This window comes from Streptomyces sp. NRRL F-5630, from assembly GCF_000719475.1.
Classification (GTDB): domain Bacteria; phylum Actinomycetota; class Actinomycetes; order Streptomycetales; family Streptomycetaceae; genus Streptomyces.
In genome coordinates, this window is the sequence record NZ_JOGO01000004.1 from 167435 (window position 1) to 181150 (window position 13716).

13 protein-coding genes and 1 riboswitch are annotated in these 13716 nt (G+C 73.8%); of the genes, 5 read left to right on the plus strand and 8 right to left on the minus strand.

Annotation, left to right across the window (positions count from 1 at the left end; all coding sequences use genetic code 11):
* Positions 1–168: 168 nt before the first annotated feature.
* Positions 169–471 (minus strand): hypothetical protein, encoded by a 303-nt coding sequence (locus tag IF99_RS0103290; RefSeq protein WP_030994773.1) that lies wholly within the window; start codon positions 469–471, stop codon positions 169–171.
* Between the two features lie 255 nt (positions 472–726).
* Here IF99_RS0103290 and IF99_RS0103295 point away from each other — a divergent pair, with 255 nt between their 5' ends.
* The gene (locus IF99_RS0103295; RefSeq protein ID WP_030994774.1) at positions 727–1038 is read left to right on the plus strand and encodes a hypothetical protein; all 312 of its coding nucleotides are present in this window, start codon (positions 727–729) and stop codon (positions 1036–1038) included.
* Between the two features lie 700 nt (positions 1039–1738).
* The gene (locus IF99_RS0103300) at positions 1739–3778 is read left to right on the plus strand and encodes a M4 family metallopeptidase (RefSeq protein ID WP_030994775.1); all 2040 of its coding nucleotides are present in this window, start codon (positions 1739–1741) and stop codon (positions 3776–3778) included.
* Between the two features lie 172 nt (positions 3779–3950).
* Here the strand turns inward: IF99_RS0103300 and IF99_RS0103305 are convergent, their stop codons facing one another.
* Positions 3951–5096: a carboxylate-amine ligase gene (locus IF99_RS0103305; protein ID WP_030994776.1), complete on the minus strand. Its 1146-nt coding sequence runs from the start codon at positions 5094–5096 to the stop codon at positions 3951–3953.
* A gap of 201 nt (positions 5097–5297) precedes the next feature.
* Positions 5298–5391: riboswitch (TPP riboswitch) on the plus strand.
* Positions 5392–5469: 78 nt separating this feature from the next.
* On the opposite strand from IF99_RS0103305, the gene IF99_RS0103310 reads away from it, so the two are divergent.
* From IF99_RS0103310 to thiE, 3 genes are read left to right on the plus strand one after another with little or no spacing between them, the layout of a single operon-like run.
* Entirely contained in the window at positions 5470–6819 is a 1350-nt protein-coding gene (locus IF99_RS0103310) for a purine-cytosine permease family protein (RefSeq protein WP_199806451.1), read from the plus strand.
* Positions 6820–6851: 32 nt separating this feature from the next.
* On the plus strand, positions 6852–7652 hold the full coding sequence (thiM, locus tag IF99_RS0103315; RefSeq protein ID WP_030994778.1) for a hydroxyethylthiazole kinase: 801 nt from the start codon (positions 6852–6854) through the stop codon (positions 7650–7652).
* Entirely contained in the window at positions 7649–8302 is a 654-nt protein-coding gene (thiE, locus tag IF99_RS0103320; RefSeq protein WP_030994779.1) for a thiamine phosphate synthase, read from the plus strand. The genes thiM and thiE overlap by 4 nt, the downstream gene beginning before the upstream one ends.
* Before the next feature lie 59 nt (positions 8303–8361).
* Here thiE and IF99_RS0103325 read toward each other — a convergent pair whose 3' ends face one another.
* From IF99_RS0103325 to IF99_RS0103350, 6 genes are all read right to left on the minus strand, one after another.
* Positions 8362–9189 (minus strand): siderophore-interacting protein, encoded by an 828-nt coding sequence (locus tag IF99_RS0103325; protein ID WP_030994780.1) that lies wholly within the window; start codon positions 9187–9189, stop codon positions 8362–8364.
* Between the two features lie 4 nt (positions 9190–9193).
* Positions 9194–10090, minus strand: coding sequence for a YihY/virulence factor BrkB family protein (locus tag IF99_RS0103330; RefSeq protein ID WP_037826379.1), 897 nt, complete (start codon positions 10088–10090; stop codon positions 9194–9196).
* 431 nt (positions 10091–10521) lie between these two features.
* Positions 10522–10737 carry a hypothetical protein gene (locus IF99_RS0103335; RefSeq protein WP_030994782.1) on the minus strand — a complete coding sequence of 72 codons (216 nt, stop codon included), beginning with the start codon at positions 10735–10737 and terminating at the stop codon, positions 10522–10524.
* Between the two features lie 685 nt (positions 10738–11422).
* Entirely contained in the window at positions 11423–11944 is a 522-nt protein-coding gene (locus IF99_RS0103340; protein WP_030994783.1) for a hypothetical protein, read from the minus strand.
* Positions 11945–12097: 153 nt separating this feature from the next.
* Positions 12098–12925 carry a membrane protein gene (locus tag IF99_RS0103345; protein ID WP_037826380.1) on the minus strand — a complete coding sequence of 276 codons (828 nt, stop codon included), beginning with the start codon at positions 12923–12925 and terminating at the stop codon, positions 12098–12100.
* Positions 12922–13536 (minus strand): ABC transporter ATP-binding protein, encoded by a 615-nt coding sequence (locus IF99_RS0103350; protein ID WP_030994785.1) that lies wholly within the window; start codon positions 13534–13536, stop codon positions 12922–12924. The genes IF99_RS0103345 and IF99_RS0103350 overlap by 4 nt, the downstream gene beginning before the upstream one ends.
* Between the last annotated feature and the right edge of the window lie 180 nt (positions 13537–13716).

The window sequence follows — 13716 nt, forward strand, 5'->3', positions numbered from 1 at the left end:
GGCGCGAGAGCGCCGCCTCGGCGTGGACAGCCCCTCGTCCACGGGGGCGGCCAGGTACCGCTGGGCGCGCACGTGCCGCGCGCGGTGTCGTCGTCGGCCCGTCAGCCGGTCCGGCCGGCCTTCACGCCCGCGAGCGCCCGTGCCAGCCGCGGCTCCCGTATCCGCAGCTCACACCGGCGCGGGCCCGTTCCCCGTCGCCCGGCCCGATTCCTCCGTGTCCTCACTGACCCACTCCAGCAGGACCTCCCCCTCGGCCCCGGTCGGCAGGCGCAGGAGGAGAGCCAGGCCCGCGAGGTCCGCGAGGGCGCGGGAGCCGGCCGCCGCTTCCAGCGTCACGGTCCAGGGTTCGCCGTGGCCCTCGGGGCCGTCCGAGGGCTCCAGGACCGTGAGGGACACGACCACGTCGATGCCGGTCGCGCTCACCCCCGTGCCCTCACCGAGCAGCAGGGCGGGACCTTGGTAGCTGCGCATGCGTGTACTCCTCTCCGCCTCCAGGCTGCTCCGGGTACGCCAGGGACGCATCCCGGCGCGCGGCTCCCCGGAGCGGGCGCGGTGGCGGTGCCGCCCGGAGGCAGGTGCGGCGACGCCCTGCATTGCCGGTACTCCGGGCGCTGTCCACCGTTTCACCCCGTTTGACAGAGATGGTCGTGATGGGACGCTGGAGAGTGCGGGCACCGCAGTCGCGCGCCCCGTTCGCCGGGGCGCCCCGCTCCCCCAGGAGGCCGCATGTCGAAGCACCACCGCTCCCAGTCCGAGGAGAACAGCCCCCGTCGCGGGATGCCCCTCAGGCCCGACGACGAACGGCTCGCCGCACGCACGGAGGAAGAGCGGGTGCGGGCCGGGCTCGACCCGTACGACCCCGCCGAGGTACCGCCGGCCACGGACACCAACCCGCCCAGGCGGGTGACGGAGAGCTCTCAGTACAGGGACGAGAAGACGGAGATCGACCGCGAGGTCCGCAAGGGCGAGGCGCGCCCCGACCAGCTGGAGGCCCGCAAGGAACGCGACCCGTATCCGCCCACGCACTACGACGACTGAGCGGGCCCGCGCGGAGGACAGGGCGGCGCGGCGCGGACAAGGGCTTGAGGCCGGTCCGCGCCGCGCCGCCTTCGCACGCCCCGAGCCGCCCTCACGCCGCCGTTCCCCCCGTCGCGCGCCGGAAGCCGCGCTCATGCCACCGCGCCCCATCTCCTCCGCGCCGCACTCGCACCGCCCCGGACCCGCCCCACACCGTCTCAGTACGTGAGTACGCGGGGTCCGGCGACGCCACCCTGGGCGGGTGTTCGGGACCCGAGGAGAGGGGCACGCCACCCTCGTTCGCCGAAGCGGCGCCGCTACCGCGATTTCCGGCCATCCGGGGCTCAAACCTGATGATCTATGCGCGTCACAAGGGGCGAGTCCCGGGAGGAAAAGGGAGGGAAGCGGGCGGTCCGGACGATTCAGCGGGTGGCGACATTGCGGGCAGATGTCGACGGGGGACGAAGCGGGGCCTTTCCGGCCGGACGGCAAGCGGCTTCTTTTCCAACTCTTTCCCGGGAACGGCTCCGCATAGCGACCCCGTGCGTCCGGGAGCCGAACGGAATCCGCCAACCTCGTGATGCGCACCTGACAATCACGGGCCGGGGCTGCCACAGTCTCCCTCGGCCAGCGGTCGGGCACGCTCCTTCACCACCGCCCACCGCGGGCCTTCGTCACCCCCACCGGCCGCCTGTGCGCGGCCCGTTGAAGGAGCCCTTCCTTGAGACGAACCTCCTCCCGTCGCGCCGCCGCCACCGGCGGCGCGCTGCTCGCGGTCTCCGCGCTGCTGACCGCCGCGATGCAGACGGGCGTGGCCACGGCCGCGCCCGCGCCCACCGGGAAAGCCGCCTCGGCGGCCAGGCCTGGAGCCCTGCCGGCGAAGCTGTCCCCCGCGCAGCGCGCCGAACTCATCGCCAAGGCGCAGAAGAAGACCGCCACGACCGCCGGCGAACTGAGCCTCGGCGCTCAGGAGAAGCTCGTGGTCCGCGACGTGGTCAAGGACCAGGACGGCACACTGCACACGCGCTACGAGCGCACGTACGACGGGCTGCCCGTCCTCGGCGGCGACCTGGTCGTCACCACGGACCCGGCCGGTGAGACCGGCAAGGTCGTCCGGGCCTCGCAGGCGAAGCTCAGCGGGGTGAAGACCACCGCGAAGGTGCCCGCGGCGACCGCGCAGAAGCAGGCGCTCGGCGCGGCGAAGGCGCAGGGCGCCGCGCGGCCGGAGACCGACCAGGCCCCGCGCAAAGTGGTGTGGCTCGCCGAGGGCAAGCCCGTGCTCGCCTACGAGACCGTGATCGGCGGGCTCCAGGAGGACGGGACGCCCAACGAGTTGCACGTCGTGACGGACGCGGCGACGGGCGCGAAGCTGTACGAGTATCAGGGCATTGAGAACGGCACGGCGAACACGCAGTACAGCGGCACCGTGACGATCAGCACGACGAAGTCGGGGTCCACGTACAACCTGACGGACGCGACGCGCGGCGGTCACAAGACGTACACCCTCGCGAACAGGACCTCGGGCACCGGCACCCTCGTCTCCGGTCCTGACGACGTGTGGGGCGACGGGAAGGGCACCACTCCCGAGACGGCGGCGGCCGACGCGGCCTACGGCGCGCAGGAGACCTGGGACTTCTACAAGAACACCTTCGGGCGCAGCGGCATCCGCGGCGACGGTGTGGCCGCCTACTCGCGGGTGCACTACGGCAACCAGTACGTCAACGCGTTCTGGGACGACAGCTGCTTCTGCATGACGTACGGGGACGGGGCCGGCAACGCCGCGCCGCTCACCGCGCTCGACGTCGCGGGCCACGAGATGAGCCACGGCGTCACCTCGGAGACCGCGGGCCTCAACTACAGCGGCGAGTCCGGCGGCCTCAACGAGGCGACCAGCGACATCTTCGGCACGGGTGTGGAGTTCTACTCCAACACCGCGACCGACCCCGGTGACTACCTCATCGGCGAGAAGATCGACATCAACGGCGACGGCACCCCGCTGCGCTACATGGACAAGCCCAGCAAGGACGGGGCGTCGGCCGACAACTGGTCGTCCACGCTCGGCAACAAGGACGTGCACTACTCGTCCGGTCCGGCGAACCACTTCTTCTACCTCCTCTCGGAGGGCAGCGGCGCCAAGACGGTCAACGGCGTGAACTACAACTCGCCGACGTACGACGGGCTCCCGGTCACCGGCATCGGCCGGGACAAGGCGCTCCAGATCTGGTACAAGGCGCTCACCACGCAGTTCACCTCCACCACCAACTACGCGGGCGCCAGGACCGGCACCCTCGCGGCGGCCTCCTCGCTCTACGGGGCGACCTCGGCCGAGTACAAGGCGGTGCAGGACGCCTGGGCGGCGATCAACGTCGGCGCCCGCTCCGGCGGCGGCACGGACCCCGGCAACGGCGGCGGCACCGTGTTCACCTCCACCACCAAGGTCGCGATACCGGACGCCGGTTCGGCGGTCACCTCCTCGCTCGCGGTGACGGGCCGCAGCGGCAACGCGCCGTCGAACCTGTCGGTCTCGGTGGACATCACGCACACCTACCGCGGTGACCTGGTGGTGGACCTCGTGGCCCCGAACGGCACGAGCTACCGCCTCAAGAACTCCAGCTCCTCGGACTCGGCCGCCAACGTCAAGGCCACCTACACCGTCAACGCCTCCTCTGTCGCCGCGAACGGCACCTGGAAGCTCAAGGTGCAGGACGTCTACTCGGGCGACAAGGGGACCCTCAACGGCTGGTCGCTGACCTTCCCGTAAGCCCCCCGCGGGATCTCGGCGGAAGTGGACCCCCGCCGAACGCATCGCCCCGGCCGCTTCAAGCGGCCGGGGCGATGCCTGTGTCAACTGTCTTGTGTACGGGGGGCTTTCGGCCGCGAGGCCCCGGGCACCACTCCGGCGGGCAGGGCACGGTGCCGCGCCCGGTCCCCCGTCAGCCCAGCACTCCCCACTCCCCCACGTCCCCCGGTTCCCGCCCGTCCGCCGCCGCCCGCTGCCGCCGGGCCGGCTCGCCCCGGCGCAGGAGGTCCCGTACCACCGCGGTGACCTCCGCCTCGTCCCCGAGGTCGGCGAGCGCCTCGCCCACGTGGGCGAGCAGCGCGGCCACGGCCTCACCCGCCGGTACGGCCGTACCGCTCTCCGGGTGGACGAGCGAGCCCCCCAGGCCGTACCGCGCCGCCGTCCACAGCGCGGCGGCGACATCGTGCGCGGGGACCGGCGCGGGAAGGCGGCCCGCCGCGCGCTCGCGCAGCGCCGTCACGACGAGCGCGCGCGTCAGCCCGGCCTGCGCGGCCACCTCGCGCACGGTCGGCATGACGTCGGCGACGCGCACCTCCAGCGTCGGGACGTGCGCGGAGGGCCGCGCGAGCCAGTAGGCGTTGCGGGCCCGCTCGGGGAGGACGCCGGTCGAGAAGAGCCGGCGGTGCGTCGCGTCGTAGTCGGCCGCGTCCGCGAAGTAGGGCGGGATCTGCGTCGTGGGCCAGCGCGAGAGGACCATGGTGCGCCAGCTCGCGAACCCGGTGTCGACGCCGTGCTCGTACGGGGAGTTCGCCGAGAGCGCGAGGAGGACGGGGAGCCAGGGCCGGACGTGGTCGAGGGCGTGCACCGCGGCCTCGCGGTCGGGGACGCCGACGTGGATGTGGCAGCCGCAGGTCTCGGTGCCCTGGGCGAGGAGCCGGTAGAGCCCGGCGACGTCGCGGTAGTGCGGGGCCGCGGTGGGGGTGCGGGGCGGGGCCTGGCGCGCCGCCGTGCCGTGGGCGAGGACGCGGCAGCCGGCCTTCCCCGCCGCCTCGACGAGGCGTTCGCGCGCGGCGGAGACCTCGGCGCGCAGCTCGGCCAGGTCCGCGCACACCGGGCTCGTGGTCTCGATCATGCTGCTCAGCAGCTCGCGCTGCGGAGCCGTCACCGCTCCCCCGGGATGCAGCCTGTCGTGTACGTCGAGTACCCGGTCGGCGGCGTCGACCGGGACCAGGGTCTCGGCGTCGACCAGCAGGAACTCCTCCTCGACGCCGAGGGTGGGGGGTACGCCGGGGACCGCGGGTAAGCCCGCGTCCCCGCTCTGCGTCGCGCTGGCGGGCATGCGGCGGCTCCTCGGGGGTGGAGTGGGACGCGGAGGCCCGCACGGCGGGCCCCCGGGCCGGGCGCCACCACTGTGCCGCCGGCGGGGAGGACGCAGGAGAGCGCACACGGGGCGCCCCGGCGCACGGAGTCCGTGCTTCCGCGAGCCGGGGGCGCGACGCCCCTTCGCGGCACGCCGCGACCAGGCGTTACGCTGGCCGCGTCACCGGACACGGGGTGCCCCGCCAGGGGCTGAGATCACACCCGTCGAACCTGAACCAGCTCGTACTGGCGGAGGGATGTCTTCCATGTCATTGCCGCATGCCCCCGGCCGCGCCCCGGAGGGCACGGCCCTTCGGCGGTCACGTCCGGCCTCGCGTGTCTTCGGCGGGCGGATGCCCGAGGCCCCCGGCGACCTGCGGGTCGAGGCGCACGGCATCGCGCCCGTACCCGGCGACCGGCGCTACGGCGGTCCGGGCAGGCTCTTCACGGTGTGGTTCGCGCCGAACCTCACCATGACGGGGGTGTTCACGGGGACGCTGGGCATCGTCCTCGGCCTCGACTTCGCCACCGCGCTCGCGGCGGTCGTGGCGGGGACGCTGCTCGGGGCGGTGCCCGTCGCGTACCTCGGCACGTGGGGCAGCAGGACCGGGGCCGGTCAGCTCCCCCTCTCGCGGCTCGCCTTCGGGCCCGCCGTCGTCCTGCCCGGCATCCTCCAGTGGCTCTCCTCGGTCGCGTGGGACGCGCTCATCGGCCTCTTCGGCGGGGACGCGCTCGCGCGCCTCCTCGGCTGGCCGTTCTGGCTCGGGGTGCTCGTCATGATGGCCGGGCAGGGCCTCGTGGGGGCACTCGGCTACGAGGCGATCCACCGGCTCCAGAAGCTCATGTCGTTCGTGCTCGCGGTGGCCTTCGTGGTCCTCGCCGTGAAGCTGCTCGACGGCGTGAGCCCCGCGGCCTCGGGCAGCGCGCACGGCATGGACCGCTTCGGCGCGATCGTGCTGACCAGCACGGTCGCGCTGAGCCTGTCGCTGTCCTGGGCTCCGTACGCGAGCGACTTCAGCCGCTACCTGCCCGCCGAGACCTCGCGCACGCGGATGTTCTGGTACACGCTGCTCGGTGTGAGCGTGTCTTTCGTCGTGGTGCAGACGCTCGGCCTGTGGGGTGCCTCGGTCTTCACCGACCAGACGGCGGGCGGCGTGGAGAAGCTGCTCGGCGGGGGCTGGCTCGGCGCCTTCGGGCTGCTCGCCGTCGCGCTCGCCGCGCTGTGCAGCAACGCGATGAACGACTACAGCGGCTCGCTCGCGCTGCAAACGGCCGGCGCGCGTGTCCCGCGCCCGCTCGCCGCCGTCGGCGCCGCCGCGCTCGGTTTCCCGCTCGTGCTGTGGATGCACGCCGCCGACACGACCGCGCGCTTCCAGAACGTGCTGCTGTTCGTGGGCTACTGGATTCCGGGGTTCGTCGCCGTCGTCGTCGTGGACTGGCGCGCGCGGGCCCGGGAGAGGGCCCGCACGGGGGCGGGGCTCGACCTCGCGGCCGAGAGCGCGCGCCCCGTGCCGTGGTGGCCCGCGCCCCTCGCCTTTCTCATCGGGTTCGCCGCCGCCGTGCCGTTCATGAACACCTCGCTGTACGCGGGCCCGGTCGCCGACGCGCTGCACGGCGCCGACCTCGCGTACTACGTCGCCTTCGTGGTGGCGCTGCTCGTCTACGCCCCGCTGCGGCTGCGCGCCCCGCGCGGTGCCGTCTGAGACCCCCGCCTCCGTACCGCTGGAGCCCCTTCATGACCACGGAACACCTGGAAGCCGCCCGCGCCGCGCTCGCGCGGGTACGCGGCGCCGAACCGCTCGTGCAGTGCCTGACCAACGCCGTCGTCACGAACTTCACCGCGAACGCCCTGCTCGCGCTCGGGGCCTCGCCCGCGATGGTCGACATCCCCGAGGAGGCGGACGCCTTCGCCCGGGTCGCGGGCGGTGTCCTCGTCAATCTCGGCACGCCGCACGCCGAGCAGCGCGCCGCGATGACGGAGGCCGTGACGGCGGCGCGCGAGGCGGGCACGCCATGGGTGCTCGACCCGGTCGCGATCGGCGCCCTCCCGGTGCGCACCCCGCTGGCCCACGCGTTGCTCGCGCTCGGCCCCTCGGTCGTACGGGGCAACGCCTCGGAGATCCTGGCGCTCGCCGGGGCCGGGGCGGGCGGGCGCGGCGTGGACGCGGCCGAGAAGGTCGAGCAGGCGGCGGAGGCGGCACGCGAGCTGGCCCGCAGGAGCGGCGCGGTCGTGGCCGTCTCGGGGCCGGTGGACCTCGTGACGGACGGGGCGCGGACGGTCCGGATCGCGAACGGGGACGCGCTGCTCACGAAGGTGACGGGCGGCGGCTGCGCGCTGGGCGCGGTGATGGCGGCCTTCGCTGCGGTCACGGAGGACGTGCTGGAGGCGACGGTGGCGGCGGTGACGACGTACACGGTCGCGGCCGAGCTGGCGGCGGAGGGGCGCCCGGGTCCGGGGACCTTCGCGGCCCGCTTCCTCGACGCGCTCGCCGCCGTGCGGGACGAGGACCTCATGGCGCGGGCGGCGCTGTCGTGAGACCGGATCTGTCGGTGTACCTGGTGACCGACGCCGAGCAGTGCGCCGCGCGGGGGCGGACCGTCGCGGAGACGGTCGCCGCCGCTGTCGCGGGCGGGGTCACGGCGGTGCAGGTGCGCGAGAAGGAGGCGGGCGGCCGGGCGTTCCTGGAGCAGGTGCGCGCGGTGGCCCGCGTGCTGCCCGCGCACGTGGCGCTCCTCGTCAACGACCGCGTCGACGTCTACCTCGCGGCCCGTGCCGCCGGGGCGCGCGTGCACGGCGTCCACGTGGGCCAGTCGGACCTGCCCGTCGCGGCGGTACGGGACCTGATCGGCCCGGACGCGCTGCTCGGCCTGAGCGCGGCGACCCCCGGGGAACTGGCGGACGCCGCCGCCGCGCGGGTGGACCACGTCGGTGTCGGCGCGCTGCGCACGACGGCCACGAAGGCGGACGCGCCGCCCGCGCTCGGTGTCGAGGGCTTCGCGCGCCTGCTCGCCCCGGCCGGTCTCCCGCCCGCCGTCGCGATCGGCGGCGTGGTCCCCGCCGACCTGCCCGCGCTGGGCCGCGCGGGAGCGGCGGGCGCGGCGATCGTCTCGGGGATCTGCGCGGCGGCCGACCCCGTAGCGGCGGCGCGCGAGTACGCGGCGGCGTGGGAGCGGGGGGCGGGCTGAGGAGCGGCGGGCCCGCGTCGCGGCCGTGCCCTCACCCGCCGCCGCGTGATGCGGCTCCCTCAGGCCGCCGCCGGTACCTTCTCGCGGTCGTGCTTCCAGTAGCCGGAGAAGGTGATGCGGTCCTTCGGGAGGCCGGCGCCGACGAGGTGGCGGCGGCCCTCGGTGGCGAGGCGGGACTCGCCGACGACGTAGGCGTAGCCGGTCGGGGCGAAGGCGGTGCGGCGGCGCAGCTCGGCGAGGACGGCTTCGCCGGGGACGGCGTGGACGTCGTCGCGGACCACCCAGACGATCTCCACGCCCGCGGGCGCTTCGAGGTCCCTGCGGTCGGCGTCGAGCGGGACCTCGACGAGGGCGCTGCCCGTCGTGTGCGCGGGCAGCGAGCGCAGGATGCCCGCGACGGCGGGCAGGCCGCTCTCGTCGGCGACGAGGTGCACCTCGCCCGCGTCCTCGGGGCGGTCGAAGAGGACGCCCTGGTCGTAGAGCGCGACGGGGTCGCCGGGCCGGACCGCGCAGGCCCAGATCGCCGCCGCGCCCTCGGGTTCGCCGCCGGTGCCGCAGTGCACGACGAAGTCGATGTCCAGTTCGCCGGTCTCGGGGCGGAAGCCCGCGACGGTGTAGTTGGCGCAGTGCGGGCGGACCTCCTCGGGAATCGCGAAGTACGGCTCCCACCAGCGCCGGCCGGAGAGCTCGGGCAGCTCGAAGCCCGGCTGATGGGCGAGGCGCACGAAGAGGCGGAACCAGTGGTCGAGGCCCAGGTAGGGGAAGTCCGCGAACTGGGGACCTGTCACCGTCACGCGCTGCATGGACGGGGTGAGCCGTACGCTGCGCAGCACCTCACCGCGGTACAGGGTCGGGTTCTTCGGCATCAGCCGGGGGTTCTTCGCCATGAACTTAGGTTAGCCTAAGTTCCTTTTCCTTTCGAGCCCCGTCCTCCGCCTCCTCCTCGGTTCCGGCCCGGTCCGCCTTGCCGAGTTCGGCCGCGAACTGCGCGCCCGCGAGCAGGGCGAGGTTGGAGAGCCAGAGCCAGATGAGGAAGACGACGATCCCCGCGAGCGAGCCGTACAGGGCGCTGTAGGTGCCGATGAGGCTCGTGTAGAGGGTGAAGCCGGCGGTGGCCAGGAGCCAGAGGACGGTGGCGAGGACACCGCCGGGCAGGCTGTAGCGGCGGCGCCGGGCGATGCGCGGGCCGTTGCTGAAGGCGACCCAGGCGAGCCCCGAGACGAGGCAGAGCAGGGCGGGCCAGCGCAGCACCCGCCAGGCGAGGGCAACCCCTTCGTCCAGGTGCAGCGCGCGGCCGATCGCGTCCACGACGGGGTTGCTCAGGACGAGCAGCAGCGCGGTGAGGACGAGCAGGCCGAGCAGGGTGAGGGCCGTGAGCACGATCCGGTGGGCGCGCTTCACCGGCGTGCGGGCGTCGGCCGTACGGTGCATCCGGTGCAAGGAGCGCCGGAAGACCGCGAGGTAGCTGCACGCGGACCAGAAGGCGCTGAAGACGCCGGTGGCGATGAGTGGCCACGCCGTGGCGTTCTCGGTGAGCATCCGGGTGAGCAGGTCGTGCAACTGCGGGCCCGCCTGCCCGGGAGCGTAGTCCGTCAGATAGGCGATCAGGGTCCGTGCCGTGTCGGGGCCGAGGAGGGCCGAGGCGACGACGGTGACGAGGAGGGCGGGCAGCAGGGCGAGCATGGCGTAGTAGGTGAGCGCGGCGGCGTCATCGGTGACGTCGTCGTTCCACAGGCTGAGCGGCGTGCGGCGCAGGGCGGGCCACCAGTCGGCGGCGTAACGGAACATGGGACGGTCCGGGGGAGACAGGGGACGGGATGCGACGGGTGCCCCTCCTGCCCGTTCGGTTCACGCGCCGGGGGAGCACCTTCCTCGCCGTCTACCCCCGTGACCGTTCGGGCACTCCGCGAGGAAGTTCCGCGCGGTGGGGGGTGGAGGTGGGGAGACGGCGACGTGGTCGTGCGCGGTGCCGGGGCCAGGTCGCGCTTCGTGCCGAAGATCCTCGGTGCCCCGGCGCGGCCGGGCCGGTGAAAGGCGCACCTCCCGGGCGCGGCCACCGAGAACGGGGCGAGGCGGGCCGGGCAGCGAAGGGCGCGACGCGATCGCTTCCGGAGACCTCGTAGTTCCGTGCGGACCGTGAAGTTCGCCGCCGAGGAGTCGCGAAAGTTCACCCTGCTCGGGGACTCGCTCCCCTGCGGAAGCGGAGGCGACCTTGCGCCTCAGGGCCGGCGGTCGCCCCGGGGCGGGATGATCGCGCTGTGCACGAAGTGGGAGCCGTACTGCGAGCGGTTGTTCCGCACCTCGTGGCGGGCCTTCTCCTCGATCCGCAGGCCCTCGGCGTCCTCCGTCCTGGAGAACGGACGCCACATGACCTTGACGATGAGCAGGACGGCGAGCAGCGCCATCAATCCGAGCAGTACTCCGATGGTGACCATGACCGCTCCCCCTGTCCTCCCGCGTCCCCGGTGAGCCGCGTCGAACCCTCGTACGAGGGTTACACAGAGTATCCCCGCTCCCGGCCCGGGAGAATCCCTTCACCACGTGCGCCTTCCCCCTCACCGTTTCCTCCGGACGGGCCGTCAGATGGTGGGGGCGCAGGTCACGGAACCGCCAAGGGCGCCGCGCGAGTTCCTCGTACGTGCTCTCCCGCACGAGCCGTCCCTCGCTGCGCACCGCGACCCGGTCCGCCACGGCCACGTTCGTGCGGCGATGCGTCACGAGAAGCACCACTCCGTTCTTCGCGAGCCCGCGCGGGCGCCGGTCACGGATCGCAGGAGAGGAACGCGGGGGTCCCGCTCCCCCGCCCGCGCTGTACCCGCTCCTCGGACGGCGGTGACAGCCCGGCCAACGCCTCCCGAAGCCGGTGTCCACGAATCGGCCCCCGCCATGTCTTACTCGGCGGCCGGGGGCGCGGGGCAGTCCCCGGCCGGTCGCGCGGAGGCGGTGCCCGCCGTGGTCCCGCCTCCGCGCGGACCGGCCGGGGTGACGGGGTGACAGGACGACCGGCTCGGCCGCCCCGGCGTGCGTCGGGCCGGGGCCGCCGCCTCGTCACGCGGTGCGAATCAAGCCCGCCGCCTCGTCACGCGGTGTGCCCGCGCCCCCGGTCCGTACCGCTCGGGGCTACCAGCCCGCCTTCGCGCCGTCGTACGCCTTGCGGCAGTCGGCGTTGGTGGCCTGGGCGGAGAGCTTCCCCATGGCGTTCTGCCAGACCTTCTTGGCCACCTTCTCCAGACCGCGCGTCTTCTCGGGGATCTGCGGTGCGAACTTCTTGAGCGTGCCGACGGAGGAGGCGGCGAACTTGACGCACACCCCTCCGGCGGCCTTCTGGTAGCGGTTGTCCAGGTCCGTCGCCACCGCCTGCCCGTTCGCCGTGGCCCAGTTGTTCCACGCCGTGCAGGCGGGCTGGGTGAAGGCTTCCTGGTCGGCCTCGCTCAGCGCCCCGACCTCGTCGAAGAGCGCGTTCTTCGCCTTCTCGGGCACGGTGAAGTACGTGACGGGGAACTTGTCGAGCGTCTTCAGGAGGGCGTCCTGGCAGGCAGGCGGCAGCGGTGCCGCGTGCGCGGGGGACGGGACGGTCAGCACGGAGGCGGAGAGGACGGCGGCGGCGAGGACGGTGCGCCGGAGGGTGTGGCGAAGGGCCATGACGGTGTGTGCTCCTTGGGGAGTGGGGGTGTTCCCCGGCCGGGCACGACGGTGCGCGGCCGGGACGTTCGCCGGTCGGGGAACCGGGGTGGCGGGCGCGCCGGTCGGTACGGGGACCGGTGCGACGCGCACGCTGGTCGGTGCGGGGGCCGGTCAGGGACGAACGGGCGCGGGTGTGCCCGGCGCGCCGTCGGGTTCGGGGCGGCGGGGACCGCGACGGGCCGGGAGCGCGTCGCGGGTACGTCGGCGGAAGACGAGGAAGGCGCAGGACACGGCCGCCGCGCACCACAGGATCTGGATCTCCAGCCCGTGGAGCGAGGAGTCGGTGGAGAAGGCCGCGGCCATGCCTGCCTGCACCGCCCCGTACGACGGCAGGAAGCGTACGAGGGTGCTGTCGGACCCGGAACTGGACAGGGGGTTCTGGAGGGCGACGTCGAGGATGCTGATCATCAGGATGGCGAACATCCCCTCCACCTCGTGCCGGAGGACCGAGCCGAAGATCACGCCGAGCGCGCCGTACGTCAGGGCGGCCCAGAACAGCGCGGCGGTGAGGAGGAGCGGCTGCCGGGGGGACCAGGCCACGCCGGTCACGGCCGTCGCGTAGCCGGAGATCGCGGCACAGATCAAGGTCAGCGCGGACAGTTTCGCGAGCACGAGGTGGAAACGGGGGTAGCCCGCCATCGCCAGTCGCCGGTCGAAGGCGCCGCCCGTGAACGTGGCGGCGAACATCATGAACCCGGCGATCAGTGTGACGGCGTTGAGCGCGCCCGTGATCTGTGTGAGGTGGTTGCCCGCCGGCGAGAGGATCTGCCCGGTGGCGCGGAGCCGGAAGGGCGCCGGACGGTCGGGGATGGTGACGTAGGCGAGAGTGATCCAGGTGGGGATGTAGAGCGCCACGAGCAGCATGGCGAAGCGGTTGCGGGCGTGGCCGGTGAGCGCGTACCGGGTGGCGGTGGCGCACAGCGAGAGGTGTCCGCTCACGCCACCTCCCCGGGGCCGGGGTCCTGGGGGGTGAGCCGGCCGTCGTGCAGGCGCCACAGCTCGTCGAGCCGTCCCGCGTCGTAGGCCAGGTGGGAGACCACGAGCACGGAACGCCCGGCGTCGCGCAGCGCGCCCGCGAGTTCCCAGAAGCGCAGGTACGTCTCCCAGTCGAAGCCCTGGTAGGGCTCGTCGAGCAGGAGCACGTCCGGGTCGTGCATGAAGGCCAGGGTCAGGTTCAGTTTCTGCCGCGAGCCGCCGCTGAGCCGACCGGCGCGCTCGTCGAGGTACTCGGTGAAGGCGAGCGTCTCCAGCACCTCGTGGGCCCGGCGCAGGTCGGGGAGCCGGAAGGCGCTCCGGAAGAAGTCCAGGTGCTGGCGCACCGTGAAGGCGTCGTCGAGGACGACGGTCTGCGGGCAGTAGCCGAACCTGCCCCGGTGCCGCACCACGCCGCGGTCGGGCCTCAGCTCGCCGGAGAGTGCCTTGAGCAGGGTCGACTTCCCCGCGCCGTTCTCCCCGACGATCCCGGCGAGCACGCCGGGGCGCAGGGCGAAGTCGATGCCGCGCAGGACACGGCGCCGCCCGTAGGAGTGGTGCAGTCCGCGCACTTCCAGCAGGTCACCGGATGCGCGGAGGCGGCTGTCCTCGGGCGGCTGGGCGGCTTTCGGCGGGCCCGCGACTCCGGACCGGCCACCGCTCTTTGACCGGCCACCGTCCTTTGACCGACCGACCGCTCCCGTGGGACCGCCGGTGTCCAGCAGGCCGCCGGGACCGCGTCCGCCCGGGTGCGTCCA

What these genes read in the sequence shown, in the direction of transcription:
- IF99_RS0103290 (WP_030994773.1), bottom strand. Translation starts at nt 471, where the DNA reads ATGCGCAGCTACCAAGGTCCCGCCCTGCTGCTCGGTGAGGGCACGGGG.
- IF99_RS0103295 (WP_030994774.1), top strand. Translation starts at nt 727, where the DNA reads ATGTCGAAGCACCACCGCTCCCAGTCCGAGGAGAACAGCCCCCGTCGC.
- IF99_RS0103305 (WP_030994776.1), bottom strand. Translation starts at nt 5,096, where the DNA reads ATGCCCGCCAGCGCGACGCAGAGCGGGGACGCGGGCTTACCCGCGGTC.
- IF99_RS0103310 (WP_199806451.1), top strand. Translation starts at nt 5,470, where the DNA reads ATGCCCGAGGCCCCCGGCGACCTGCGGGTCGAGGCGCACGGCATCGCG.
- thiM (WP_030994778.1), top strand. Translation starts at nt 6,852, where the DNA reads ATGACCACGGAACACCTGGAAGCCGCCCGCGCCGCGCTCGCGCGGGTA.
- IF99_RS0103325 (WP_030994780.1), bottom strand. Translation starts at nt 9,189, where the DNA reads ATGGCGAAGAACCCCCGGCTGATGCCGAAGAACCCGACCCTGTACCGC.
- IF99_RS0103330 (WP_037826379.1), bottom strand. Translation starts at nt 10,090, where the DNA reads ATGTTCCGTTACGCCGCCGACTGGTGGCCCGCCCTGCGCCGCACGCCG.
- IF99_RS0103335 (WP_030994782.1), bottom strand. Translation starts at nt 10,737, where the DNA reads ATGGTCACCATCGGAGTACTGCTCGGATTGATGGCGCTGCTCGCCGTC.
- IF99_RS0103340 (WP_030994783.1), bottom strand. Translation starts at nt 11,944, where the DNA reads ATGGCCCTTCGCCACACCCTCCGGCGCACCGTCCTCGCCGCCGCCGTC.